Annotated in this window: 21 protein-coding genes; 13 read left to right on the top strand and 8 right to left on the bottom strand. The window is 53.3% G+C overall.

The genetic code is table 11. From position 1 onward, the window contains the following. Positions 1 to 83 precede the first annotated feature (83 nt). On the top strand, positions 84 to 326 hold the full coding sequence (gene pspG, locus OGV69_RS01015) for an envelope stress response protein PspG (protein ID WP_016155352.1): 243 nt from the start codon (positions 84 to 86) through the stop codon (positions 324 to 326). Between the two features lie 164 nt (positions 327 to 490). Here pspG and OGV69_RS01010 read toward each other — a convergent pair whose 3' ends face one another. Beyond that, positions 491 to 1474, bottom strand: coding sequence for a quinone oxidoreductase (locus tag OGV69_RS01010; protein ID WP_038642960.1), 984 nt, complete (start codon positions 1472 to 1474; stop codon positions 491 to 493). 64 nt (positions 1475 to 1538) lie between these two features. Between OGV69_RS01010 and dnaB the strand changes: the two genes are divergently transcribed. From dnaB to OGV69_RS00985, 5 genes are all read left to right on the top strand, one after another. Beyond that, a complete protein-coding gene (dnaB, locus tag OGV69_RS01005; protein WP_003826610.1) occupies positions 1539 to 2954 on the top strand; it encodes a replicative DNA helicase in 1416 nt (471 codons plus the stop codon). Between the two features lie 145 nt (positions 2955 to 3099). Further along, positions 3100 to 4179 carry an alanine racemase gene (alr, locus tag OGV69_RS01000; RefSeq protein ID WP_069325108.1) on the top strand — a complete coding sequence of 360 codons (1080 nt, stop codon included), beginning with the start codon at positions 3100 to 3102 and terminating at the stop codon, positions 4177 to 4179. A gap of 135 nt (positions 4180 to 4314) precedes the next feature. After that, entirely contained in the window at positions 4315 to 5508 is a 1194-nt protein-coding gene (gene tyrB, locus OGV69_RS00995) for an aromatic amino acid transaminase (RefSeq protein ID WP_069325109.1), read from the top strand. A 245-nt stretch (positions 5509 to 5753) separates the two neighbouring features. Beyond that, entirely contained in the window at positions 5754 to 6467 is a 714-nt protein-coding gene (gene aphA, locus OGV69_RS00990; RefSeq protein ID WP_038636269.1) for an acid phosphatase AphA, read from the top strand. 126 nt (positions 6468 to 6593) lie between these two features. Then, entirely contained in the window at positions 6594 to 6950 is a 357-nt protein-coding gene (locus OGV69_RS00985) for an MmcQ/YjbR family DNA-binding protein (RefSeq protein WP_038636271.1), read from the top strand. An 85-nt stretch (positions 6951 to 7035) separates the two neighbouring features. Here the strand turns inward: OGV69_RS00985 and uvrA are convergent, their stop codons facing one another. Continuing rightward, complete coding sequence (gene uvrA, locus OGV69_RS00980; RefSeq protein ID WP_069325110.1) at positions 7036 to 9858, bottom strand: excinuclease ABC subunit UvrA; 2823 nt, start codon at positions 9856 to 9858, stop codon at positions 7036 to 7038. A gap of 251 nt (positions 9859 to 10109) precedes the next feature. Between uvrA and ssb1 the strand changes: the two genes are divergently transcribed. Continuing rightward, the gene (ssb1, locus tag OGV69_RS00975; RefSeq protein WP_069325111.1) at positions 10110 to 10634 is read left to right on the top strand and encodes a single-stranded DNA-binding protein SSB1; all 525 of its coding nucleotides are present in this window, start codon (positions 10110 to 10112) and stop codon (positions 10632 to 10634) included. Between the two features lie 65 nt (positions 10635 to 10699). Here the strand turns inward: ssb1 and OGV69_RS00970 are convergent, their stop codons facing one another. After that, on the bottom strand, positions 10700 to 10981 hold the full coding sequence (locus OGV69_RS00970) for a YjcB family protein (RefSeq protein WP_038636276.1): 282 nt from the start codon (positions 10979 to 10981) through the stop codon (positions 10700 to 10702). A 549-nt stretch (positions 10982 to 11530) separates the two neighbouring features. On the opposite strand from OGV69_RS00970, the gene pdeC reads away from it, so the two are divergent. Further along, complete coding sequence (gene pdeC, locus OGV69_RS00965) at positions 11531 to 13117, top strand: cyclic di-3',5'-guanosine monophosphate phosphodiesterase PdeC (RefSeq protein WP_204564449.1); 1587 nt, start codon at positions 11531 to 11533, stop codon at positions 13115 to 13117. Positions 13118 to 13119: 2 nt separating this feature from the next. Here the strand turns inward: pdeC and soxS are convergent, their stop codons facing one another. After that, positions 13120 to 13443, bottom strand: coding sequence for a superoxide response transcriptional regulator SoxS (gene soxS, locus OGV69_RS00960; protein WP_005132611.1), 324 nt, complete (start codon positions 13441 to 13443; stop codon positions 13120 to 13122). Positions 13444 to 13529: 86 nt separating this feature from the next. Between soxS and soxR the strand changes: the two genes are divergently transcribed. From soxR to OGV69_RS00945, 3 genes are all read left to right on the top strand, one after another. Then, the gene (gene soxR, locus OGV69_RS00955) at positions 13530 to 13988 is read left to right on the top strand and encodes a redox-sensitive transcriptional activator SoxR (RefSeq protein ID WP_003826630.1); all 459 of its coding nucleotides are present in this window, start codon (positions 13530 to 13532) and stop codon (positions 13986 to 13988) included. 608 nt (positions 13989 to 14596) lie between these two features. Then, complete coding sequence (gene ghxP, locus OGV69_RS00950; protein WP_038636284.1) at positions 14597 to 15946, top strand: guanine/hypoxanthine transporter GhxP; 1350 nt, start codon at positions 14597 to 14599, stop codon at positions 15944 to 15946. Positions 15947 to 16102: 156 nt separating this feature from the next. After that, entirely contained in the window at positions 16103 to 17749 is a 1647-nt protein-coding gene (locus OGV69_RS00945) for a Na+/H+ antiporter (RefSeq protein WP_038636287.1), read from the top strand. 49 nt (positions 17750 to 17798) lie between these two features. Here OGV69_RS00945 and OGV69_RS00940 read toward each other — a convergent pair whose 3' ends face one another. After that, positions 17799 to 18689, bottom strand: coding sequence for a LysR family transcriptional regulator (locus OGV69_RS00940; RefSeq protein WP_038636290.1), 891 nt, complete (start codon positions 18687 to 18689; stop codon positions 17799 to 17801). Between the two features lie 101 nt (positions 18690 to 18790). Between OGV69_RS00940 and OGV69_RS00935 the strand changes: the two genes are divergently transcribed. Together OGV69_RS00935 and OGV69_RS00930 are read left to right on the top strand one after the other, a co-directional pair. Further along, positions 18791 to 19201, top strand: coding sequence for a CidA/LrgA family protein (locus OGV69_RS00935; protein WP_038636293.1), 411 nt, complete (start codon positions 18791 to 18793; stop codon positions 19199 to 19201). Continuing rightward, a complete protein-coding gene (locus OGV69_RS00930; RefSeq protein WP_038636296.1) occupies positions 19194 to 19883 on the top strand; it encodes an LrgB family protein in 690 nt (229 codons plus the stop codon). Before OGV69_RS00935 ends, OGV69_RS00930 begins: the two co-directional genes overlap by 8 nt. 45 nt (positions 19884 to 19928) lie before the next feature. Here the strand turns inward: OGV69_RS00930 and actP are convergent, their stop codons facing one another. From actP to acs, 3 genes are all read right to left on the bottom strand, one after another. Then, positions 19929 to 21578 (bottom strand): cation/acetate symporter ActP, encoded by a 1650-nt coding sequence (actP, locus tag OGV69_RS00925; protein WP_042312968.1) that lies wholly within the window; start codon positions 21576 to 21578, stop codon positions 19929 to 19931. Continuing rightward, positions 21575 to 21889 (bottom strand): DUF485 domain-containing protein, encoded by a 315-nt coding sequence (locus OGV69_RS00920; protein WP_006688274.1) that lies wholly within the window; start codon positions 21887 to 21889, stop codon positions 21575 to 21577. Before OGV69_RS00920 ends, actP begins: the two co-directional genes overlap by 4 nt. 237 nt (positions 21890 to 22126) lie before the next feature. Continuing rightward, entirely contained in the window at positions 22127 to 24085 is a 1959-nt protein-coding gene (acs, locus tag OGV69_RS00915) for an acetate--CoA ligase (protein WP_038636301.1), read from the bottom strand. Between the last annotated feature and the right edge of the window lie 327 nt (positions 24086 to 24412).

Here is a 24412-nt window from a genome sequence, read left to right as displayed (position 1 = left end):
GTGTTTTGTTTTATAAATCAGTACATTAACTTTGGCATGTTTCTTGTAAAGGAATGAAGAGTATTTTATTTCGGGAGAGAGTCATGCTGGAACTACTTTTTGTGATTGGATTTTTTATCATGCTGATGGTCACCGGCGTCTCGTTGCTGGGGGTGCTGGCCGCGCTGGTGGTAGCCACCGTCGTCATGTTTTTGGGCGGGCTATTTGCCTTGATGATTAAACTGTTGCCCTGGCTGTTACTGGCCGTTGCCGTGGTGTGGGTGATCAAGGCGATAAAAGCGCCAAAAGTCCCACAGTATCAGCGCAATAACCGCCGATTTTACTAAGGTATTGAGTGGTCCGTCACAACCTGAAACATTGCCTTTAGAACCAAATAGGAATTGATTATCAAATCTGTCACTATTGCCTGGTTAACGAATTCATCGAGCTGTACCCTACATACAGCCGAACTAAAAAAAAGAAAGGGCTTCCTGCGGGAAGCCCTAATTCTTTACGGGATTAGCAGACTCGATCCCTGCGTGGCGCGACTTTCCAGCACTTCATGAGCACGCTGCGCGTCGTGCAGCGCAAATGTCTGACCAGGTGCGACATCCACTTTGATCACCCCGCTGGCAATCAGCGAGAACAGCTCATTGCTGGCTTCGGTTAATTCATGGTGGTTGGTGATGTAACCCTGGAGCGAAGGGCGGGTCACGTACAGCGAACCTTTCTGATTCAGAATCCCTAAATTTACACCTGTCACGGGTCCGGACGCGTTGCCAAAACTGACCATCAGTCCGCGACGCTGCAGACAATCGAGAGACGCCTCCCAGGTATCTTTCCCCACCGAGTCGTACACCACCCGCACTTTTTTACCGCCGGTGATCTCTTTTACCCGCTCAACAATGCTTTCTTCACGATAGTTAATTACCTGCCACGCGCCGGCCTGCTGCGCAATTTGCGCTTTTTGCGCATTGCCGACGGTGCCAATCAGTTTCGCTCCCAACGCTTTCGCCCACTGACAAGCGATCAGACCGACGCCACCTGCGGCTGCGTGGAATAAAAATGGTTCGTCAGGCTGGATTTCATAGGTTTTGCGCAACAGGTAAAAAACGGTCAGCCCCTTCAGAAACGAGGCGGCTGCCTGTTCAAACGAGATAGCGTTAGGCAGAATAGCGGCTTTATCAGCCGGCACGTTATGCACTGAGCTGTAAGCGCCAAGCGCAGACTGAGCATACACCACGCGATCGCCAGCTTTGATGTGCGTCACTTTGCTGCCAACTTTGCTGACCACGCCTGCGGCTTCGGTACCCAGACCGCTGGGCAGAGAAGGCGGCGGATAAAGACCACTGCGGATGTAGGTGTCGATGTAGTTGATCCCTATCGCTTTATTCTCGACCTGGATTTCGTTTTCCGCCGGGTCAACCGGCGTAAACTCCACAGCCTTGAGTACATCAGGCCCACCATGCTTGTGAAATTCAATACGTGTTGCCATGCTTCCTCCAAAAGAAATGTGGTAATCTTTCGACCCAATCATTATCTCGGTAACTCCATTCACTATGGCAGGAAATAAACCCTTCAACAAACAACAGACTGATGCTCGTGAGCGCGATCCCCAGGTCGCCGGGCTGAAAGTACCGCCGCACTCGATTGAAGCGGAACAGTCGGTGTTGGGCGGTTTAATGCTGGATAACGAACGCTGGGATGACGTGGCCGAACGCGTGGTCGCGGAGGATTTTTATACCCGCCCGCACCGGCATATCTTTACGGAAATGCATCGCCTGCAGGAGATGGGAAAACCCATCGATCTGATTACCCTGGCAGAGTCGCTGGAGGTTCAGGGCCAACTGGACAGCGTCGGCGGTTTTGCGTACCTGGCTGAGTTATCGAAAAATACGCCAAGTGCGGCCAACATTAGCGCTTATGCGGATATCGTCCGCGAACGTGCCGTTGTCCGTGACATGATTTCGGTCGCGAACGAAATTGCGGAAGCCGGATTCGATCCGCAAGGACGTTCCAGTGAAGACCTGCTGGATCTCGCGGAGTCTCGCGTCTTTAAAATCGCTGAAAGCCGCGCCAACAAAGACGAAGGCCCGAAAAACATTACCGATGTGCTCGACGCTACCGTCGCGCGTATCGAGCAGCTATTCCAGCAGCCGCACGACGGTGTCACCGGGGTGAACACCGGTTATGACGACCTCAACAAAAAAACCGCTGGTTTGCAGCCGTCAGACCTCATCATCGTCGCCGCGCGTCCGTCGATGGGTAAAACGACATTTGCAATGAACCTCGTCGAAAATGCGGCGATGTTGCAGGATAAGCCGGTTCTTATCTTTAGTCTTGAAATGCCCTCAGAGCAGATCATGATGCGTTCCCTGGCCTCGCTTTCACGCGTAGACCAGACAAAAATTCGTACTGGTCAACTGGATGACGAAGACTGGGCGCGAATTTCCGGAACAATGGGTATTTTGCTGGAGAAACGAAACATCTATATTGATGACTCCTCCGGCCTGACGCCAACGGAAGTGCGTTCGCGTGCCCGTCGTATCGCCCGTGAACACGGCGGTATCGGACTTATCATGATCGACTACCTGCAGCTGATGCGCGTGCCGTCGCTTTCCGACAACCGTACGCTGGAAATTGCTGAAATTTCCCGCTCGCTGAAAGCGTTAGCGAAAGAACTGCATGTGCCGGTGGTGGCGCTGTCGCAGCTTAACCGCTCTCTGGAACAACGCGCCGACAAGCGTCCGGTCAACTCAGATCTGCGTGAATCCGGCTCCATCGAGCAGGATGCCGACTTAATCATGTTTATCTATCGTGATGAGGTTTATCACGAAAACAGCGACTTAAAAGGCATCGCCGAAATTATTATTGGTAAGCAGCGTAACGGTCCGATCGGAACGGTTCGCCTGACTTTTAACGGACAGTGGTCGCGATTCGACAACTATGCGGGCCCACAATACGACGACGAATAAATCTCCGTCATCCTTCATGCTGCAGATGCGTTGACTTCGCCCGTTCACCCCGGTCACTTAGTTTACTAAGCTTCCGGGGATTCTCAGGCTTGTCGCCTTTCTGCAACACGAATGATTTAGGAGATTCTTTTATTAAGGAATACACATGCAAGCGGCAACTGTAGTTATTAACCGCCGCGCTCTGCGACACAACCTGCAACGTCTGCGTGAACTGGCTCCTGCCAGTAAACTGGTTGCGGTCGTGAAAGCGAACGCTTACGGCCATGGTCTGTTAGAGACCGCGCGAACGCTCCCCGATGCGGACGCTTTTGGTGTCGCTCGTCTTGAAGAAGCCCTGCGGCTGCGCGCGGGTGGGATCACACAGCCTATCCTGTTGCTGGAAGGTTTTTTCGATGCCACCGATCTGCCGACTATCTCCGCGCAGCGTCTGCATACCGCCGTACACAACCTGGAGCAGCTCGAGGCCCTGGAGGCCGCAAAACTGGCTGAGCCGGTCACCGTCTGGATGAAACTCGACACGGGCATGCACCGCCTGGGCGTGCGTCCTGAGCAGGCCGAGGCGTTTTATCAGCGCCTGACGCAATGTGAAAATGTGCGCCAGCCGGTCAATATCGTCAGCCACTTTGCACGCGCGGACGAGCCTGAGTGTGGCGCGACTGAAAAGCAGCTCGATATCTTTAATAGCTTCTGTGAAGGCAAACCGGGGCAGCGTTCGATTGCCGCATCCGGTGGTATTCTGCTGTGGCCGCAATCTCACTTCGACTGGGCGCGTCCGGGGCTGATTCTGTACGGTGTATCACCGCTGGAAAACCACTCTATCGGTGCCGATTTTGGCTGCCAGCCGGTGATGTCGCTAACCTCCAGCCTGATTGCGGTGCGTGATCACAAAGCGGGCGAACCGGTCGGCTATGGCGGTACCTGGCAGAGCGAGCGCGACACGCGTTTAGGCGTGGTGGCGATGGGTTATGGTGATGGTTACCCGCGTGCGGCGCCGTCTGGAACACCGGTGCTGGTCAATGGCCGTGAAGTGCCGATCGTTGGTCGCGTCGCGATGGATATGATCTGCGTCGATTTAGGCCCTGAGGCACAGGATAAGGCCGGTGATTCAGTGATTCTTTGGGGTGAAGGTTTGCCCGTGGAACGCATTGCTGAAATGACGAAAGTAAGTGCTTACGAACTTATCACGCGCCTGACCTCAAGGGTGGCGATGAAGTATATCGATTAAGTTCATGATATGCCGGACAGGCGGGAACACCGCCATCCGGCAATATGCTCGCCAACTGCAACATCCTCTCGATCTTCTTCCGCTTCCGGTTTATTGTGTTCTTATCCTCTGCCTGTAAACCTGGAGAACCACCTCGTGTTTCAAAAAGTTGACGCCTACGCTGGCGACCCGATTTTATCGCTCATGGAGCGATTCAAAGAAGATTCACGTAGCGACAAAGTGAACCTCAGCATTGGTCTGTACTACAACGAAGACGGCATTATTCCTCAGCTTAAAGCGGTGACGGAGGCGGAAGCCCGACTCAATGCCCAACCGCATGGCGCTTCGCTGTATCTACCGATGGAAGGTCTGAACACGTATCGTAATACCATTGCGCCGCTGCTGTTTGGCGCGGATCATCCGGTTCTCCTGCAACAGCGTGTCGCAACCATTCAGACGCTGGGTGGTTCCGGGGCGCTAAAAATTGGCGCAGACTTCCTGAAACGCTATTTCCCTGACTCTGGCGTATGGGTCAGCGATCCAACATGGGAAAACCATATCGCGATTTTTGAAGGGGCTGGATTCGAAGTGAGTACTTACCCCTGGTATGACAATGAAACCAACGGGGTACGTTTCAATGACCTGCTGGCGACGCTGAATACCTTACCAGCGCGCAGCATCGTGCTGCTGCATCCGTGCTGCCATAACCCGACCGGTGCAGATTTAACCCCTGCGCAATGGGATGCCGTTATTGAGATTCTGAAATCGCGCGATCTGATCCCGTTCCTCGACATTGCCTATCAGGGCTTTGGCGGCGGAATGCAAGACGATGCTTACGCGATCCGCTCTATAGCCAGCGCCGGATTACCCGCTCTGGTCAGTAACTCATTTTCTAAAATTTTCTCTTTATACGGCGAGCGCGTCGGTGGGCTGTCTGTGGTATGTGAAGACGCCGATGCGGCAAGCCGCGTTCTGGGGCAATTAAAAGCGACCGTACGTCGTAACTACTCCAGCCCGCCGAACTTTGGTGCGCAGGTGGTCGCTACGGTACTGGGTGATGACGCGCTGAAAGCCAGTTGGCTGGCGGAAGTCGAAGAGATGCGTACCCGCATTCTGGCAATGCGCCAGGAGCTGGTTAACGTGCTGAGCGCTGAAATCCCTGGTCGTAACTTTGACTATCTGCTGCAACAGCGCGGAATGTTCAGCTATACGGGGCTTAGCGCCGCTCAGGTCGATCGCCTGCGTGATGAGTTTGGTGTGTACCTGATTGCCAGTGGTCGTATGTGCGTGGCCGGATTGAATCACGCTAACGTGCAGCGCGTGGCGAAGGCCTTTGCTGCCGTTATGTAACAATCCGGTTTGCCGGATGGCGGCGTCAACGCTTTATCCGGCCTACAAGAGCATTGGATTTTTTCGTTTGTAGGCCGGATAAGCGTAACGCCATCCGGCACGCTTTTCTGTGTGATCGTGCTCTTTTTCTGTAACAAAACCAGAGAAAATCCTTCCTTTCCCTTCCCTCAGGGGGTAAGGTCAGATAGTTTTTTGACCAGTTGTTAATAAAAAAATGATAACTAACTGACTACTTAGGGAAAAATATGCGCAAGTTTACGTTGGCACTGAGTGCCGTTTGTTTATTGTTCACGTTAAATCAGCCTGCTCAGGCATTAGTTTCTTCTCCCTCGCAGCTCAATCCAGGCACCAACGTTGCAAAACTCGCCGAGCAGGCCCCCATTCACTGGGTTTCCGTGGCGCAAATTGAAAACAGTCTGACTGGACGCCCGCCGATGGCCGTCGGGTTTGATATCGATGATACAGTCCTTTTTTCCAGTCCGGGCTTCTGGCGCGGTAAGAAAACGTACTCTCCGGACAGTGAAGATTACCTGAAGAATCCGGCTTTCTGGGAGAAAATGAACAACGGCTGGGACGAGTTCAGTATTCCAAAAGAAGTGGCGCGCCAGTTAATTGATATGCATGTGCGTCGTGGCGATAGCATTTTCTTCGTCACCGGACGTAGCCCGACGAAGACTGAAACGGTATCGAAAACGCTGGCTGATAACTTTCACATCCCGGCCGCTAATATGAATCCGGTCATTTTTGCCGGCGACAAGCCGGGCCAGAACACCAAAACGCAGTGGTTACAGGATAAAAACGTGCGCATGTTCTACGGCGATTCTGACAATGACATCACCGCCGCTCGCGACGTGGGTATTCGCGGTATTCGTATTTTACGTGCTTCCAACTCCACCTATAAACCGCTACCCCAGGCTGGCGCGTTTGGTGAAGAGGTGATCGTAAATTCTGAGTATTAAAGGCGCAGGCTGCTGTTTGGTGGTTTTTTAAACAAATTTGCGTTACTGGCTTTTACCTTTTGCGGACTTGCTGCACACTGAATAAAAGATGTTCTCATTAGGCGAGTGCTGGTAAGGGGAATGAAGATGACGAATTCGGAGTTGCTGCAATACTGCATGGCAAAAACGGGCGCGGAGCAGAGCGTGCACAGTGACTGGAAAGCCACACAAATCAAAGTCGAAGATGTACTCTTTGCCATGGTAAAAGAGGTAGAAGAACGCCCGGCGGTCTCTCTGAAAACCAGCCCTGAACTGGCGGAATTACTGCGTCAGCAGCATAGCGATGTACGACCAAGCAGGCATCTGAATAAAGCGCACTGGAGCACGGTGTATCTGGACGGCTCGCTGCCGGATTCGCAGATTTATTATCTGGTTGATGCCTCTTATCAGCTGGCGGTAAACACGCTGCCGGAAGATAAACGTCGGATATTGGCGCAGCCCTGATCTGTTTCGCCGGATGCGGCGCAAGCGCCTTATCCGGCCTACAAGAAATTATGCATATTCTGTAGGCCAGATAAGTGTTGCGCAATTACAACAGCGGTTTGAGGAAGCGGGCCGTGTGTGAAGCTTCACACTCAGCGACCGTTTCTGGCGTGCCGGAGACCAGAATTTCCCCGCCGCCGCTACCGCCTTCCGGACCGAGATCGACAATCCAGTCAGCGGTTTTGATTACGTCCAGATTGTGCTCAATCACCACGATGGTGTTGCCCTGATCGCGCAACTGATGCAGCACGTCCAGTAACTGCTGAATATCCGCAAAATGCAGACCGGTGGTCGGTTCATCAAGGATATACAACGTCTGCCCGGTACCGCGTTTTGACAGTTCGCGCGCCAGCTTCACGCGCTGCGCTTCGCCGCCGGAGAGCGTAGTGGCCGACTGGCCGAGACGGATATACGTCAGGCCCACGTCCATCAGCGTTTGTAGCTTACGCGCCAGCGCCGGGACGGCATCGAAGAACTCGCGTGCTTCTTCAATGGTCATATCCAGCACTTCGTGGATGGTCTTGCCCTTGTACTTAATCTCCAGCGTTTCGCGGTTATAGCGCTTGCCTTTACACTGGTCGCACGGCACGTAGATATCCGGCAGGAAGTGCATTTCAACTTTGATCACGCCGTCGCCCTGACAGGCTTCACAGCGTCCGCCGCGAACGTTAAAGCTGAAACGACCCGGCGTGTAACCGCGCGCGCGGGACTCTGGTACGCCAGCAAACAGTTCGCGCACCGGCGTAAACACACCGGTGTAGGTTGCCGGGTTGGATCGCGGAGTACGACCAATCGGGCTTTGGTCAATGTCGATCACTTTGTCGAAATGTTCCAGGCCCTGAACATCGCGGTACGGCGCAGGTTCAGCCAGCGTGGCGCCGTTCAGCGCTGTCTGCGCAATCGGGAACAGCGTGTCGTTGATCAGCGTCGATTTACCGGAACCAGAAACCCCTGTAATGCAGGTGAACAGGCCAACCGGCAGCGTCAGGGTGACATCTTTCAGGTTGTTGCCGCGCGCGCCGGTAAGCTTCAGCACTTTTTCCGGATCGGCCGCCACGCGCTGTTTCGGTACTTCAATTTTACGCTTACCGCTCATGTACTGGCCGGTCAGCGACTCAGGCACCGCCATGATGTCGTCGAGCGTCCCTTCGGCAACCACCTGGCCGCCGTGAACGCCAGCGCCCGGGCCGATATCGATAACGTGGTCAGCGGCGCGGATCGCATCTTCATCGTGCTCGACCACAATCACGGTATTACCCAGATTACGCAGATGGATGAGCGTGCCCAACAGACGTTCGTTATCGCGCTGATGCAGACCAATAGACGGTTCATCCAGGACGTACATCACGCCGACCAGACCCGCGCCGATCTGGCTTGCCAGACGAATACGCTGGGCTTCGCCGCCGGAGAGCGTTTCCGCTGAACGCGACAGCGTCAGGTAGTTGAGGCCGACGTTGACCAGGAATTTCAGACGATCGCCAATCTCTTTAAGAATTTTCTCTGCAATCTTCGCTCGCTGACCGGCAAGCTTCAGGTTGTTGAAGAAATCCATCGCATGACCGATGCTCATGTCGGAAATTGCGGGCAGCGGCGTATTTTCAACAAATACGTGGCGGGCTTCCCGGCGCAAACGCGTCCCTCCACAGCTGGCGCACGGGCGGTTGCTGATGAATTTGGCTAATTCCTCGCGTACCGCGCTGGATTCCGTCTCTTTATAACGGCGCTCCATATTGTGCAATACGCCTTCGAACGGATGGCGACGTACGGACGTATCGCCGCGATCGTTCATGTATTTAAATTCGATATTCTCTTTACCGGAACCGTACAGCACCACTTTATGCACGGCGGGGTTCAGGCTGGCCCATGGGGCTTCGACGTCGAATTTATAGTGTTCCGCCAGTGACTTAAGCATCTGGAAGTAGTAGAAGTTGCGGCGATCCCAGCCGCGGATAGCGCCACCGGCCAGCGACAGTTCCGGGTTTTGAATCACCCGGTCAGGATCGAAATACTGTTGTACGCCGAGGCCGTCACAGGTCGGGCATGCGCCCGCCGGGTTGTTGAATGAAAACAGACGCGGTTCCAGTTCGCGCATGCTGTAGCCGCAGATCGGGCAGGCGAAGTTGGCAGAGAACAGCAGCTCTTCCGCTTTCGGGTCGTCCATATCGGCAACCACTGCCGTACCGCCGGACAGTTCCAGCGCGGTTTCAAACGATTCCGCCAGGCGCTGGGTGAGATCGTCACGTACTTTAAAGCGGTCAATTACCACTTCAATGGTGTGTTTCTTTTGCAGCTCAAGCTTGGGCGGATCGGACAGGTCGCACACTTCCCCGTCGATACGGGCGCGGATATAGCCCTGGCCTGCCAGGTTTTCCAGCGTTTTGGTGTGTTCGCCTTTACGCTCTTTAATTACCGGCGCCAGCAGCATCAGACGCTTGCCTTCCGGCTGCGACAGGACGTTGTCCACCATTTGACTCACTGTCTGCGCCGCCAGTGGAACGTCGTGATCCGGGCAGCGCGGTTCGCCAACGCGGGCAAACAGCAGGCGCAGATAGTCGTGAATTTCGGTAATCGTACCTACCGTGGATCGCGGGTTATGGGATGTCGATTTTTGCTCGATTGAGATGGCGGGAGACAGCCCCTCAATGTGGTCGACATCCGGCTTTTCCATCAGTGACAGAAACTGACGCGCGTACGCGGAAAGGGATTCAACGTAACGACGCTGTCCTTCGGCATACAAGGTGTCGAAAGCGAGCGAAGATTTGCCTGAGCCCGAAAGCCCGGTGACGACAATCAGCTTGTCGCGCGGGATGACGAGGTTGATGTTTTTGAGATTATGGGTGCGGGCGCCCCGAACTTCGATCTTATCCATTCATCTTTCCCGGATTAAACGCTTTTTTGCCTGGCTGCATGGTGCTACCGGCGATCACAAACGGTTAATTATGACACAACCTGACCTGAATGGATATACAGTATTGGAATGCAAAACGCAGGTGTCTGTGCAACAATGTCTATCCGGGGTTGTTTACTGGAATCGATCTCGCAACGTAGTAAAAGCGCTATTGGAAATGCTACAATCCCGCGCTTACACTTATTCAGTAACGTTTTTCAGGAGACACGATCATGGCCAGCAGAGGCGTAAACAAGGTGATTCTCGTCGGTAATCTGGGCCAGGACCCGGAAGTACGCTATATGCCGAATGGTGGCGCAGTTGCCAACATTACGCTGGCTACTTCCGAATCCTGGCGTGATAAAGCGACCGGCGAAATGAAAGAGCAGACTGAATGGCACCGTGTCGTGCTGTTCGGCAAACTGGCGGAAGTAGCCAGCGAATATCTGCGTAAAGGTTCTCAGGTCTATATCGAAGGCCAGCTGCGTACCCGCAAATGGACCGATCAGTCCGGCGTAGAAAAGTACACCACTGAAGTTGTGGTTAACGTTGGCGGCACCATGCAAATGCTGGGTGGCCGTCAGAGTGGTGGTGCTCCGGCAGGCGGCGGTCAGCAGCAGGGCGGTTGGGGTCAGCCTCAGCAGCCGCAGGGCGGCAATCAGTTCAGCGGCGGCGCGCAGTCTCGCCCGCAGCAGTCAGCTCCGGCAGCGCCGTCTAACGAGCCGCCGATGGATTTTGACGACGATATTCCGTTCTAATTTTTCTGCTTTATACGAAAAATTATGGCTACCTCAAAACAGGGGTAGCCATATGTGATTTTTTATCAGTTCAACACCATCGGCCAGTCTGGCGGTGTGTGGCTCATCACTTCAACCATCACATTTTCAATGTTCTTCCAGATTGCGGACATATCCACCAGGGTTATGCCGAGCAGCCCGGTTGCAAACCAGCAGGCGAAAACCAGTCCCAAACCGCTACTAATGACGGCCAGGCCAATATAATCTGATTTACGAAAACGGATATTGAGCGTGCTGGCTAAAAACATCAGCACCGCGCTGAGTAGCTGCCATCGCAGAAGAACCACGCCAGTTGTTATCGTTGCCATGAAAAAACGTCCTCAGAAAGTCTTGATGCCCATGACAGCGCGGGGGTGTTCACCGAGGGTGTAGTACTCTGGCTCTCGACGGGCAATAACACGAATGAAACATTGTTTCTGTTACATGAATTGTGTGAACTATATCACATTTGCTCGTTTGTTCACCAGTGTTAGAGGTTATTTTTGCAGGATAATAACCATGTTATTTGCATGGTTATTTTTAATAAAAAACGATAACAAATAATCTAATAAAAAGATGTATATGGATTACCTGTTATGTTTATCCTAAATTATTCGTTAAGAAATTTAATGAATTTCTTAAACGCGACCAGGATAATGCTCATAAAAAATTACTACTTATTGATAATAATGTTATGAAATAAGCATAACTTTGAGTTTGCCTTACGGAAAAATAATATCAGCATCATCTATTATCAGACTTTTACATAGAGAAGTCTGTTGCTAATAATGATAGATTCATGCAACTTAATCAGTCAGTGTTTATAGCATCCCGCCTAATGGGTTCTGGCATATACGAAACAGGGAAATAGGGCTGACATGAATCACAGTGCGCGACGCAAGATGCTGAAGTTCTTCGGAACATTCATGGTGGTATTGCTCCCCGTGGTGCTGGCGTTATGGTTTGCTCACATCCGGGCGATGTCCGAAACCCGTAATCAACTCAGCTCTTTTGCTCAACTGGTGTTAAATAAAACGGAATTGGTGATCCTCCAGGCTGATTTAGCGCGTGATATGGCCCAGTTGTATCAGGGTAAGATGTGTACCCCTGCCCATCAGAAAAGTATGCTGAATATTATTCGTGGTCGTTTATATATCAGTGAGCTAATTTATGCGCAGGGCGATCATTTTTTGTGCTCTACGTCAATGATGCCGCGAGTCCCATATATTATGGCGACAGCCGACTATAAACGCGCGCCAGACGTCTTCATCTATTACTACCGCGATACCCCCTTTTTCGCCGGCTATAAAATGACGTACATGCAACGAGGAAACTACGTTGTCGTCATCAATCCATTATCTTACAGCGAAGTCATGTCTGATGATCCGGATCTGTCCTGGGGAGTGTATGACACGGTAACGGACACCTTTTTCTCTGCCAGCGAAGGGGCGAATATTGCGCAGTTCTCGCCGCTGATAAGCGGTGAATCCTCAACATTCCAGCAGGGCGAGCGATTCTATACCATCGTACATTCAGAAAAACGCCCCATCGCGATTATTGTTTCGACCTCCGACGCTCGTGTTAATCAGATTTTCTATCATGAGGCGGCGTTAACGATCCCCTTTGGGATTATCTGCAGCATCCTGATACTGCTCATGTGGTGGCGTACGCGTCAGGAATACCTCTCTCCACGCCGCTTATTAAAACGTGCGATCAAGAAACGTCAGCTTTGTCTGTACTATCAGCCGATCATTGACATCAAAAATGGACAATGTGTCGGTGCCGAGGCTTTGCTACGCTGGCCAGGCTGTAACGGTGATGTGATGAGCCCGACGGAGTTTATTCCGCTGGCAGAAAAAGAGGGGATGATTGAGCAGATCACGGATTACGTTGTTGAGGAGGTCTTCAAAGATTTAGGGGCTTTTCTTTCGGCGAATCCTCAGTTGTATATCTCGATTAACCTCTCGGCTTCTGACTTTCATTCATCCCGGCTGATTGCTCTGATTGCCGAAAAAAACCATGAGTACTCCGTGGCGGCCCAGCAAATTAAAGTTGAGATGACGGAGCGCGGCTTTATCGATGTACATAAAATGACACCCATCATCCAGGCGTTTCGGCAGGCCGGTTTTGAAGTGGCGTTTGACGATTTTGGCACGGGATATTCCAACCTCCATAATTTGTCAGCGTTGAATATCGATATCCTGAAGATCGACAAATCCTTTATTAGCACGCTGGCCACTAACAGCACCAGTCACTTGATTGCCGAACATATCATCGAGATGGCGCAAAGCTTAAACCTGAAGACGATTGCGGAAGGGGTGGAAACGGCGGAGCAAATCGGGTGGTTGCTTGAACACGGCGTACAGTATTGCCAGGGCTGGTATTTTGCGAAGGCGCTGCCGCCGCAGGAGTTCATGCATTGGATAAAACGCTCGCCCGCCATACTGACGCAGAGCGGGCAATAATTTTACAGGCGGTGGCGGTAATCGCTGGGAGTACGATCAAACTCTCGGCGAAATACGCGCGAGAAGGTTTGCTGCGATACATAGCCAAGATCCATCGCAATATCGAATATAGGCCGTTCGGTCGTCCGTAGTTCAACGGCGGCCAGCAGAAGCCGACGTTGGCGGATGTAGTCACCCAGCGTCTGACGCATCACCGTGCGGAACATTCTCTGCAAATACCACTTTGAGTAACCTGATTTTTTCGCAACCGCCTCAATGTTCAGCGGTTGATCGATATGTTCATCAATCCATTCAATAAGGGTCTGAATAATCTGCTGATGGGACATAGAGTTGCCTCTTTCTCAGTGTTCGATTCGTCGTTTTGTCTGTGGGCGAGTATAATTCCTCAAGTTAACTTGAGGTAAAGCGATTTATGGAAAAGAAATTACCCCGGATAAAAGCGTTGCTCACGCCAGGTGAAGTTGCAAAGCGTAGCGGTGTGGCGGTATCGACCCTGCATTTCTATGAAAGCAAAGGATTAATCAGCAGTATGCGCAACAGCGGTAATCAGCGTCGATACAAACGCGATGTGTTGCGTTATGTCGCGATTATCAAGATTGCCCAACGTATCGGCATTCCACTGGCCACGATCGGCGACGCGTTAGGTGTATTACCTGAAGGGCATTCGCTCAGTGCCAAAGAGTGGAAGCAGCTCTCTTCGCAATGGCGCGAGGAGTTAGACCGACGCATTCATACTCTGGTGGCGTTACGCGATGAGCTGGATGGGTGTATTGGCTGCGGCTGTTTATCCCGCAGTGATTGCCCGTTGCGTAACCCTGGCGATCAGCTTGGCGAGCAGGGGACCGGCGCGCGCCTGCTGGAAGATGATTGATTGGTTTAAAGTATGTGGCGGATATAACGGTGTAAAACTAAAGCGCCACAGAGGGCGCTTTAGTTTGGTTCCGGTCTTTGTCTTTCACTCTATCCCGTTGGTTCACGGGAGGGTTTCCCCCGACATCAACACCCCTCAGTCGAGCACGTTTGGGGAGGTTCCGGTCTGTGTTGATAATGTAAGTGTAAGCCACCCCTCTCTATTTGCCAGTGAATTGATTGCTTTTTAGCCAAAAATTTTTCCGCATCTTCATGCATTTTTTTGTGCGAGCAGGCGTGAAAAATAAATGCAAATCTTGTAATAACTCAGCGAAATTTGTTGCCAGATTGCGCATTGACGATAACGTTTGCGCATCGTCTGGCTATTTCTTGCGCATTATAAGAAGAAATGAGTAAAAAGCGGCAAAGTTCAGTTGAAAACCAACGTATGATCGCTGGATAATCGTTTGCTTTTTTTTATCACCCGTTTTTTATGCGCGGAGCTAAACGTTTGCTTTTTTGCGACACCCCTATTGACGCAAAGCTGGCACATGGAGAAATCGTTTAGCAGGCAGTGGATTGTCCACCACGCATAATGACGAAAAAATAAACTCTCAGGGGATGTTTTCTATGTCTACGCCTTCAGCGCGTACCGGCGGTTCACTCGACGCCTGGTTTAAAATTTCGCATCGCGGCAGTACCGTTCGTCAAGAAGTCGTTGCCGGATTAACGACGTTCCTGGCCATGGTCTACTCCGTTATCGTGGTTCCGGGGATGCTGGGTAAAGCCGGATTCCCGCCTGCCGCTGTGTTTGTGGCAACCTGTCTGGTTGCGGGCGTCGGTTCTATTGTGATGGGCCTGTGGGCGAACCTGCCGTTGGCGATTGGCTGCGCCATTTCGCTGACCGCGTTTACCGCATTCAGCCTGGTGCTGGGACAACATATTAGCGTGCCTGTGGCGCTGGGCGCGGTGTTCCTGATGGGGGTTCTGTTTACCATCATTTCTGCGACCGGTATCCGTAGCTGGATCCTGCGCAATCTGCCGCAGGGCGTTGCGCACGGTACGGGGATTGGTATCGGCCTGTTCCTGTTATTGATTGCGGCCAATGGCGTTGGTCTGGTGATTAAGAACCCGCTGGACGGCCTGCCGGTTGCGCTGGGTGACTTCGATACCTTCCCGGTGATTATGTCGCTGGTTGGTCTGGCGGTGATTATTGGTCTCGAAAAACTGAAAGTACCGGGCGGCATCCTGCTGACCATTATCGGTATCTCCATCGTCGGCCTGATTTTCGATCCTGCTGTGCATTTCTCCGGTATTTTTGCCATGCCGTCGCTGAGCGATGAAAACGGCAACTCGCTGATCGGCAGCCTGGATATTATGGGCGCACTGAACCCGATCGTACTGCCGAGCGTGCTGGCGCTGGTTATGACCGCGGTCTTCGATGCGACCGGAACCATCCGCGCGGTAGCCGGACAGGCGAATCTGCTGGATAAAGACGGACAAATTATCGATGGCGGCAAAGCGCTGACCACCGACTCCCTGAGCAGCGTGTTTTCTGGTCTGGTAGGGGCTGCACCGGCGGCGGTTTACATTGAATCCGCAGCGGGTACGGCGGCAGGCGGCAAGACCGGCCTGACGGCGATCACCGTTGGCGTATTGTTCCTGCTGATCCTGTTCCTTTCTCCGCTCTCTTATCTTGTTCCTGTTTACGCAACGGCGCCTGCGTTAATGTATGTGGGGCTGCTGATGCTGAGCAACGTGGCGAAAATCGACTTTGCTGACTTTGTCGACGCGATGGCGGGTCTGGTCACTGCTGTATTTATCGTCCTGACCTGTAACATCGTTACCGGCATTATGATTGGTTTTGCTACCCTGGTCATTGGTCGCATTGTCTCTGGCGAATGGCGCAAACTGAACATCGGTACGGTGGTAATTGCTATCGCGCTGGTGGCCTTTTACGCGGGCGGTTGGGCTATTTGATTTTGCTTCGATGACGCTCCTGAAAACGGGTGGCCCAGGCCGCCCGTTTTTATTTTCAGAACACACTCGTTGTCTTTTGCGATACTCTCAAGTAGATAGAATTAAGGCACGACGCCTTTATCATCAATCATAAGAAACATCGCAAACAGGGAACGCATGGAAATCTTTTTCACCATACTCATCATGACCCTTGTGGTCTCGCTGTCGGGGGTATTTACTCGCGTATTGCCCTTCCAACTCCCATTACCCCTTATGCAGATCGCCATCGGCGCCTTGCTGGCGTGGCCGACGTTTGGTTTGCATGTGGAATTCGATCCTGAGCTGTTTCTGGTGCTATTTATCCCGCCGCTGCTGTTTGCCGATGGCTGGAAGACGCCGACGCGTGAGTTTCTGGAGCACGGGCGAGAGATTTTCGGCCTTGCGCTGGCGCTGGTTCTGGTCACGGTGGTCGGGATTGGCTTTATGATTTACTGGCTGGTGCCGGGGATCCCTCTCATTCCTGCTTTTGCACTGGCTGCCGTGCTGTCGCCAACCGATGCCGTCGCCCTTTCCGGTATTGTGGGTGAGGGGCGCATCCCGAAGAAAATCATGGGTATCCTGCAGGGCGAAGCGTTGATGAACGACGCGTCCGGTCTGGTCTCGCTGAAATTTGCCGTTGCCGTGGCGATGGGCACGATGGTGTTTACCGTCGGCGGCGCGACGCTTGAGTTCTTCAAAGTGGCGGTTGGCGGCATCCTGGCCGGTTTTGTCGTCAGTTGGTTATACGGACGCTCCCTGCGTTTTCTTAGCCGTTGGGGCGGTGATGAGCCGGCAACGCAAATCGTCCTGCTGTTCCTGCTGCCGTTTGCGTCTTATCTGATTGCGGAACACATCGGTGTTTCAGGCATCCTCGCGGCGGTTGCTGCCGGGATGACGATTACCCGCTCTGGCGTGATGCGCCGCGCGCCGTTGGCGATGCGTTTACGTGCTAACAGCACCTGGGCGATGCTGGAGTTTGTGTTTAACGGCATGGTCTTCTTGTTGTTAGGACTGCAGTTGCCGGGCATTCTGGAGTCATCTTTGGCGGCGGCGGAAGTCGATCCGAACGTTGAAATCTGGATGCTGTTTACCGATATCGTGCTGATTTATGCCGCGCTGATGTTGGTACGTTTTGGCTGGCTGTGGACCATGAAGAAGTTCAGCCTGCGCTTCCTGAAGAAAAAGCCGATGGAGTTTGGCTCCTGGACGACGCGTGAAATCCTGATTGCCTCCTTTGCGGGAGTTCGCGGGGCCATTACCCTCGCCGGTGTGCTCTCCATTCCTCTGTTGTTACCGGACGGGAGCGGCTTCCCGGCGCGTTATGAGCTGATCTTCCTCGCCGCGGGCGTGATTCTGTTCTCGCTGTTTGTCGGCGTGGTGATGCTGCCGATTCTGCTACAGCATCTGGAAGTTGCAGACCACTCGCAACAGCAAAAAGAGGAGCGCATTGCCCGTGCTGCCACGGCGGAAGTCGCGATTGTCGCGATCCAGAAAATGGAGGAGCGTCTGGCTGCGGATAGCGAAGAGAACATTGATAATCAGCTACTGACCGAGGTGAGCTCCCGTGTCATTGGTAACCTGCGTCGTCGCGCCGATGGGCGAAACGATGTAGAAAGCTCAATGCAGGAAGAGAACCTGGAGCGACGTTTCCGCCTGGCGGCGCTGCGTTCAGAACGCGCCGAGCTTTATCATCTGCGCGCCACGCGTGAAATCAGCAATGAAACGCTGCAAAAGCTATTGCACGATCTGGATTTGCTGGAAGCGCTGTTGATTGAGAACCAATAAAAGGAAGCTCGTTGTAGGCCGGATAAGGCGTTAAGCCGCATCCGGCATTTTACGACTCCTGCGTTAACCAAAACCCTTCGCAGCATTTCAGCCACGCCTGGGCGCTGTGCGACAGATACACACCTTCGCGCCAAATCATGCCCAACTGCCAGCGTAAGTCGCTTTCCAGAGGGATCCAGCGCAGCGTTTGCTTATCCAACCGCTGGCAAATCGGCTCCGGTAAAATGGCGATCCCGACGCCGGCTTGCACCATTGCCGCCAGAAAATCCCACTGCCCGCTGCGCACAGCGATACGCGGTTTTACGTTGTGCTGGTTAAACAACTCAAGCAGTTGACGGCTCAACGCGAAATCTTCGTTGTAGATAAGCAGCGGATGCTCCGCCAGCGCTTCGGGGGAAATGGAGTCGCACGTTGTCCATTGACCGGAGCGGGGGACCAGCACGCAGAGCGGATGACTGAAAAGTGGTAAGGTCGCCAGACCGCTCTCTTCTTCAACCGGCAGCGCGGTCATCGCAACATCCAGATCGCCGTTCATCACCGCCTGCTGGACGGTTAAACCGCCAAATTCAGACACTTTCAGTTCCACGCCGGGATAACGCTGGCGAAAAAGGCTGATGGGGCCAGCCATCAACATACCCACCATGGGCGGGATACCGAGGCGCAGTATTCCCTTGTTGAGGTGATTAATGTCGCTGAGTTCTGCTTCGAGCTGGCGGAACTCGGCGAGGATCGCCAGGCCGCGTTCGAACACGACCTGGCCGGTATCGGTCAACAACAGCCGCCGTCCGTCGCGGATGAGCAACGTGCAATTAAGCTCGTCTTCAAGGTTCTTCAACATTTTGCTGATGGTGGGCTGGGTGACAAAGAGTTTCTCCGCTGCGCGGGTAAAGCTCTGCTGACGCACCACCTCAACAAAATATCGCAGCGTTCTGATATCCATGATTATTCCTTAAGACTATGCCTGCAATGATTTTAATTCATTTCAGTCCTGGACGGGGGCTCTCTATACTGGCGCTCTCTATTTTTTAAGGACATACCCTCATGGCTGTGGCGATAAGCCGCGTGACGCCTGCTGTTATTCATCGACTCCAGATCCCTGTTCAGGTTCTGTTGTACGCAGGTCTCTTTGTTTTTGCTCAATATCTTGTCTCCTGGCTGCATCTGCCGCTTCCTGCCAACCTGGTTGGGATGGTGCTGATGCTGGCGTTGATTGTCTGCCGGGTTATCCCGCTGAACTGGATCCGTGCAGGCGCTCGCTGGTTACTGGCTGAAATGCTGTTGTTTTTTGTCCCGGCGGTGGTCGCCGTCGTTAACTATACGCAACTGCTACTGGTTGATGGATGGCGTATTTTTGCCGTTATTGCGATAAGTACGATGATGGTGCTCGGCGCAACGGCATGGGTCGTGGATAAAGTGTATCGCTATGAAATGAGCAGGTTAAACCGTGAGTAATTTCCAGTTAAGCGTGCTGTGTCTGGTGATTACGCTGGGCATCTATTTTGCCAACAAGCGCCTGTATCGCCGCTTTCGTAAATTACCGCTGATGCCGTTAGTGCTTACTCCGGCGCTGTTGGTGCTGATGTTGGTCTTTGGACATATCTCCTGGCAAAACTATATTGGTGAATCGCACTGGCTGCTATGGCTGCTAGGTCCCGCAACCATTGCCTTCGCCGTTCCGGTTTATGACAACCTCGCCGTGATTAAACGTCACTGGATGTCGCTGACGGCGGGTGTGGTGACGGCGACACTGGTGGCGGTCACCAGTTCCGTCTGGTTAGCGCGCCTGTTTATGCTGCCTGATGAAATTCAGCGCAGTCTGGCGGTGCGGTCCGTTACTACGCCATTTGCGCTGGCGGCGGCAGAGCCATTGGGCGGTCAGCCGGATCTGGTGGCATTGTTCGTGGTCGTGACGGGCGTATTCGGGATGGCGGTCGGCGATGTGCTGTTTTTGCGGCTCTCTATTCGCGAAGGGATGGCGAAAGGCGCAGGTTTTGGCGCAGCATCGCACGGCGCAGGCACGGCTCGCTCATATGAGCTCGGCCAACAGGAGGGCGTAGTGGCTAGCCTGGTGATGATGCTTTCCGGCGTGGTGATGGTGCTGGTATCGCCGCTGGTCGCAAGGCTGATGTTCTGAGAAAGGCAGTAATCCTCCGGCCCGGAAGCCGGAGGAGAGGGAAGATTAGTGCGCGCGACCTTGTTCTACGCCATACCCAGTCTGGGAACGGATGAACTGAGCACGGAACTGCTCGCGTTCGCGGTTACCTTCTTCTGAGTTATCGGTGGCAGAGAAGAACCAGATCCCGAGGAACGCAACGCTGATGGAGAACAGCGCCGGATATTCATACGGGAAAATGGCTTTTTCGTGACCCAGGATTTGTACCCAAATTGTTGGGCCAAGCACCATCAGCACGACGGCCGTCAGCAGACCTAACCAGCCGCCCATCATTGCGCCACGCGTGGTCAGTTTTGACCAGTACATGGAGAGCAGAATGATGGGGAAGTTACAGCTGGCTGCGATAGCAAATGCCAGTCCCACCATGAAGGCGATGTTCTGGTTTTCGAACAGCACGCCGAGCACGATGGCAATCACACCCAGCACCAGTACGGTAATTTTCGACACCTTCAGCTCTTCGCGCTCGGTTGCGCCTTTGCGGAATACGTTGGCGTACAGGTCGTGAGAAACTGCCGATGCCCCCGCCAGCGTCAAACCAGCAACCACTGCCAGAATGGTGGCAAACGCCACTGCCGAGATGAAGCCGAGGAACAGGTTCCCGCCCACTGCATTCGCCAGATGTACCGCCGCCATGTTGTTACCGCCGATAAGCGCGCCAGCAGCGTCTTTATACACAGGGTTCGCGCCAACGAGCATGATCGCGCCAAAGCCGATGATAAAGGTCAGGATGTAGAAATAACCCATAAAACCGGTGGCATAGAACACGCTCTTACGCGCTTCGCGGGCATCGCTGACCGTGAAGAAACGCATCAGGATGTGCGGCAAGCCCGCCGTACCAAACATCAGGCCGAGACCTAACGACAGCGCGGAGATCGGATCTTTCACCAGCCCGCCCGGGCTCATAATGGCTGAACCTTTCGGGTGTACCGCCATCGCTTCGGTGAACAGATTGTTGAAGCTAAAGCCGACGTGCTTCATCACCATAAAGGCCATAAAGCTGGCGCCGAACAGCAACAGAACGGCTTTAATGATCTGTACCCAGGTGGTTGCCAGCATGCCGCCAAACAGGACGTACATCATCATCAATACGCCAACCAGCACGACGGCAATGTGGTAGTTCAGGCCAAACAGCAGCTCAATCAGTTTACCCGCGCCGACCATCTGCGCGATCAGATACAGCGCGACCACCACCAGGGAACCACACGCCGAGAGAATACGAATCGGACCTTGCTTCAGGCGATAAGAGGCCACGTCGGCAAAGGTGTAGCGACCAAGGTTACGCAGGCGTTCAGCAATCAGGAACAGGATAATCGGCCAGCCGACCAGGAAGCCGAGCGAGTAAATCAGTCCGTCATAACCGGAGGTAAAGACCAGCGCGGAAATCCCGAGGAACGATGCAGCAGACATATAGTCGCCCGCAATCGCCAGCCCGTTCTGGAAGCCGGTGATGTTACCGCCAGCGGTGTAGTAGTCATTACGCGAACGCACGCGTTTAGACGCCCAGTAGGTAATACCAAGCGTAAAGATGACGAAAATCAGGAACATGATAATCGCCTGCCAGTTGGTTGGCTGGCGTTGGACTGCTCCGCTTATAGCATCCGCCGCGTTTGCGGCGAAGGGCAGCGTGGCGGCAAGCGCCGTCAGGACTCTCTTCATGATGCTTTAACCTCATGCAGAACCGCATTGTTCAGGCGATCGAATTCACCGTTTGCCCGCCAGATATAGATCCCGGTCAGGATGAAGGAGATAAGGATCACGCCGACCCCAATCGGAATACCCCGGGTGACGCTGGTTCCCGCGTGCAGCGGAGTACCCAGCCAACCAGGCGCAAAGGCAATCAGTAAAATAAAGCTGATGTAAACTGCCAGCATGATGATGGACAGAATGGTGGCAAACCGTTGCCGTTTTTCAACTAACTCCCTGAAACGCGCACTGTCTTCTATCCGCTGATAAATATTGTCATTCATCACAGAGCTCTCCAGAGGTCCCCCTGCGTCTTTCGCGCTACAGGTTCGTTGGCCGCACTCGCCCACCCCAGTCACATAGTGAACTATGCTCCTGAGGATGTGCTCGCTTGCCGCCTTCCTGTAACACGAAATCCTTTGGGGGAGGGTTTTTATATTTCCCTCCCGCTCAGGGGAGGGGTAGGGATAGGATTTGTAGGCCCGATAAGCAGCGCGCCATCGGGCATTTCACGGTTATGGTTATGATGGCATCGCGATGGCCTGCTTCTCTTCGAGCAGTTTCTCAACGACGCCTGGATCGGCGAGGGTTGAGGTATCGCCCAGATTGCTGGTATCGCCCGCCGCGATTTTGCGCAGAATGCGGCGCATAATTTTGCCGGAGCGGGTTTTCGGCAGTGAATCGGTCCAGTGCAGCACATCTGGCGTTGCCAGCGGGCCAATTTCTTTACGCACCCAGTTGCGAACTTCGGCATACAACTCAGGCGACGGTTCTTCGCCGTGATTCAGCGTGACGTAGGCGTAGATCGCCTGGCCTTTAATATTATGCGGAATACCGACCACCGCGGCTTCGGCAATCTTCGGATGCGACACCAGCGCCGATTCGATTTCTGCCGTGCCCAGACGGTGACCAGAGACGTTTAGCACATCGTCCACACGTCCGGTGATCCAGTAATAACCATCTTCATCACGGCGTGCGCCGTCGCCGCTGAAGTACATATTTTTGAAGGTAGAGAAGTAGGTCTGTTCAAAACGTTCATGATCGCCAAACAGCGTTCTCGCCTGGCCTGGCCACGAGTCAATAATCACCAGGTTGCCTTCGGTTGCGCCTTCCAGCGGATTACCTTCGTTATCGACAATCGCAGGCTGCACGCCAAAGAACGGACGGGTTGCGGAACCGGCTTTCAGCTCGGTGGCGCCCGGCAGCGGGGTGATCATGAATCCACCGGTTTCGGTCTGCCACCAGGTATCGACGACCGGACATTTTTCGTTGCCGATCTTCTTCCAGTACCACTCCCACGCTTCCGGGTTGATTGGCTCGCCAACGGAACCCAGGATGCGCAGCGACGAACGGTCAGTACCTTCAATCGCTTTATCGCCTTCTGCCATCAGAGCGCGGATGGCGGTCGGCGCGGTATACAGAATATTGACCTGGTGCTTATCCACAACCTGCGCCATACGCGCCGGGGTAGGCCAGTTGGGCACGCCTTCGAACATCAGCGTGGTTGCGCCGCAGGCCAGCGGACCGTACAGCAGGTAGCTGTGCCCGGTTACCCAACCCACGTCAGCGGTACACCAATAGATATCGCCCTGATGGTAGTCAAACACGTACTTAAAGGTGGTTGCGGCGTAGACCAGATATCCGCCAGTGGTGTGCAGCACGCCCTTCGGCTTGCCGGTTGACCCGGAGGTGTACAGGATAAACAGCGGATCTTCAGCATTCATCTCTTCCGGCTGATGTTCCGGGCTGGCTTTCTCGATAAGATCGGACCACCACAGGTCACGACCTTCCTGCCATTCTGTTTTTCCACCGGTACGTTTGAGAACGATAACGTGTTCGACGCTTTTCACGTTCGGGTTTTTCAACGCATCATCGACGTTCTTTTTCAATGGGATAGCGCGTCCGGCGCGCACGCCTTCATCGGCGGTGATCACCAGGCGAGAATTGGAGTCGATGATACGTCCGGCGACGGCTTCCGGGGAGAAACCACCGAAGATGACCGAATGCACCGCGCCAATACGGGCGCAGGCCAGCATGGCGACCGCCGCTTCCGGCACCATCGGCATATATATGGCCACCACATCACCTTTTTTAATGCCTAAATCCAGTAACGTATTGGCAAAACGACAGACATCGCGATGCAGCTCGCGGTAGGTAATATGTTTGCTTTGGCTGGCGTCGTCGCCTTCCCAGATGATGGCGGTACGATCGCCATTTGCCTGCAGGTGACGGTCAAGGCAGTTTGCCGCCAGGTTTAGCGTGCCATCCTCATACCATTTAATAGAGACGTTGCCTGGCGCAAACGAGGTGTTCTTCACCTGGCTGTACGGCTTGATCCAATCAAGAATCTTTCCCTGCTCGCCCCAAAATGTGTCGGGTTCGTTAACAGATTGCTGGTACTTCGCTTCGTACTGCTCCGGATTTATCAGGCAACGATCCGCAATGTTTGCGGGAATAGCGTGTTTATGTATTTGGCTCATGGCTTTTGTTCTCCTTGTAGGATGTTAATAATATGTCGCATAAACGTTAAATGTAGGGGCTTTGCGAGTTTTGTTTAGTATTTGGGCGGCAGATCACGCAATAAACGAATTGTGCAAATTAGCGACAAACTGAATTTTGAAGAGAACTAGCAAAAATTGATTAATTCTCGCGATAACATGGGGTTATCTGAGAATTGTTGAAAAGGTGATCTGTCTCAGAATTAAACAAAAGAGTGAGCGGTTTGAGGGGGTAACTAACTCTAAAGTGGTATTTTACATACACTTACAATTGATTAAAGACAACATTTTCAGTGTGGTTTCTTGTTA

Origin of the sequence: Citrobacter sp. Cc139, assembly GCF_030334645.1 — a bacterium.
GTDB lineage: Bacteria > Pseudomonadota > Gammaproteobacteria > Enterobacterales > Enterobacteriaceae > Citrobacter > Citrobacter werkmanii.
This window is presented reverse-complemented; position numbering and strand designations above follow the sequence as displayed.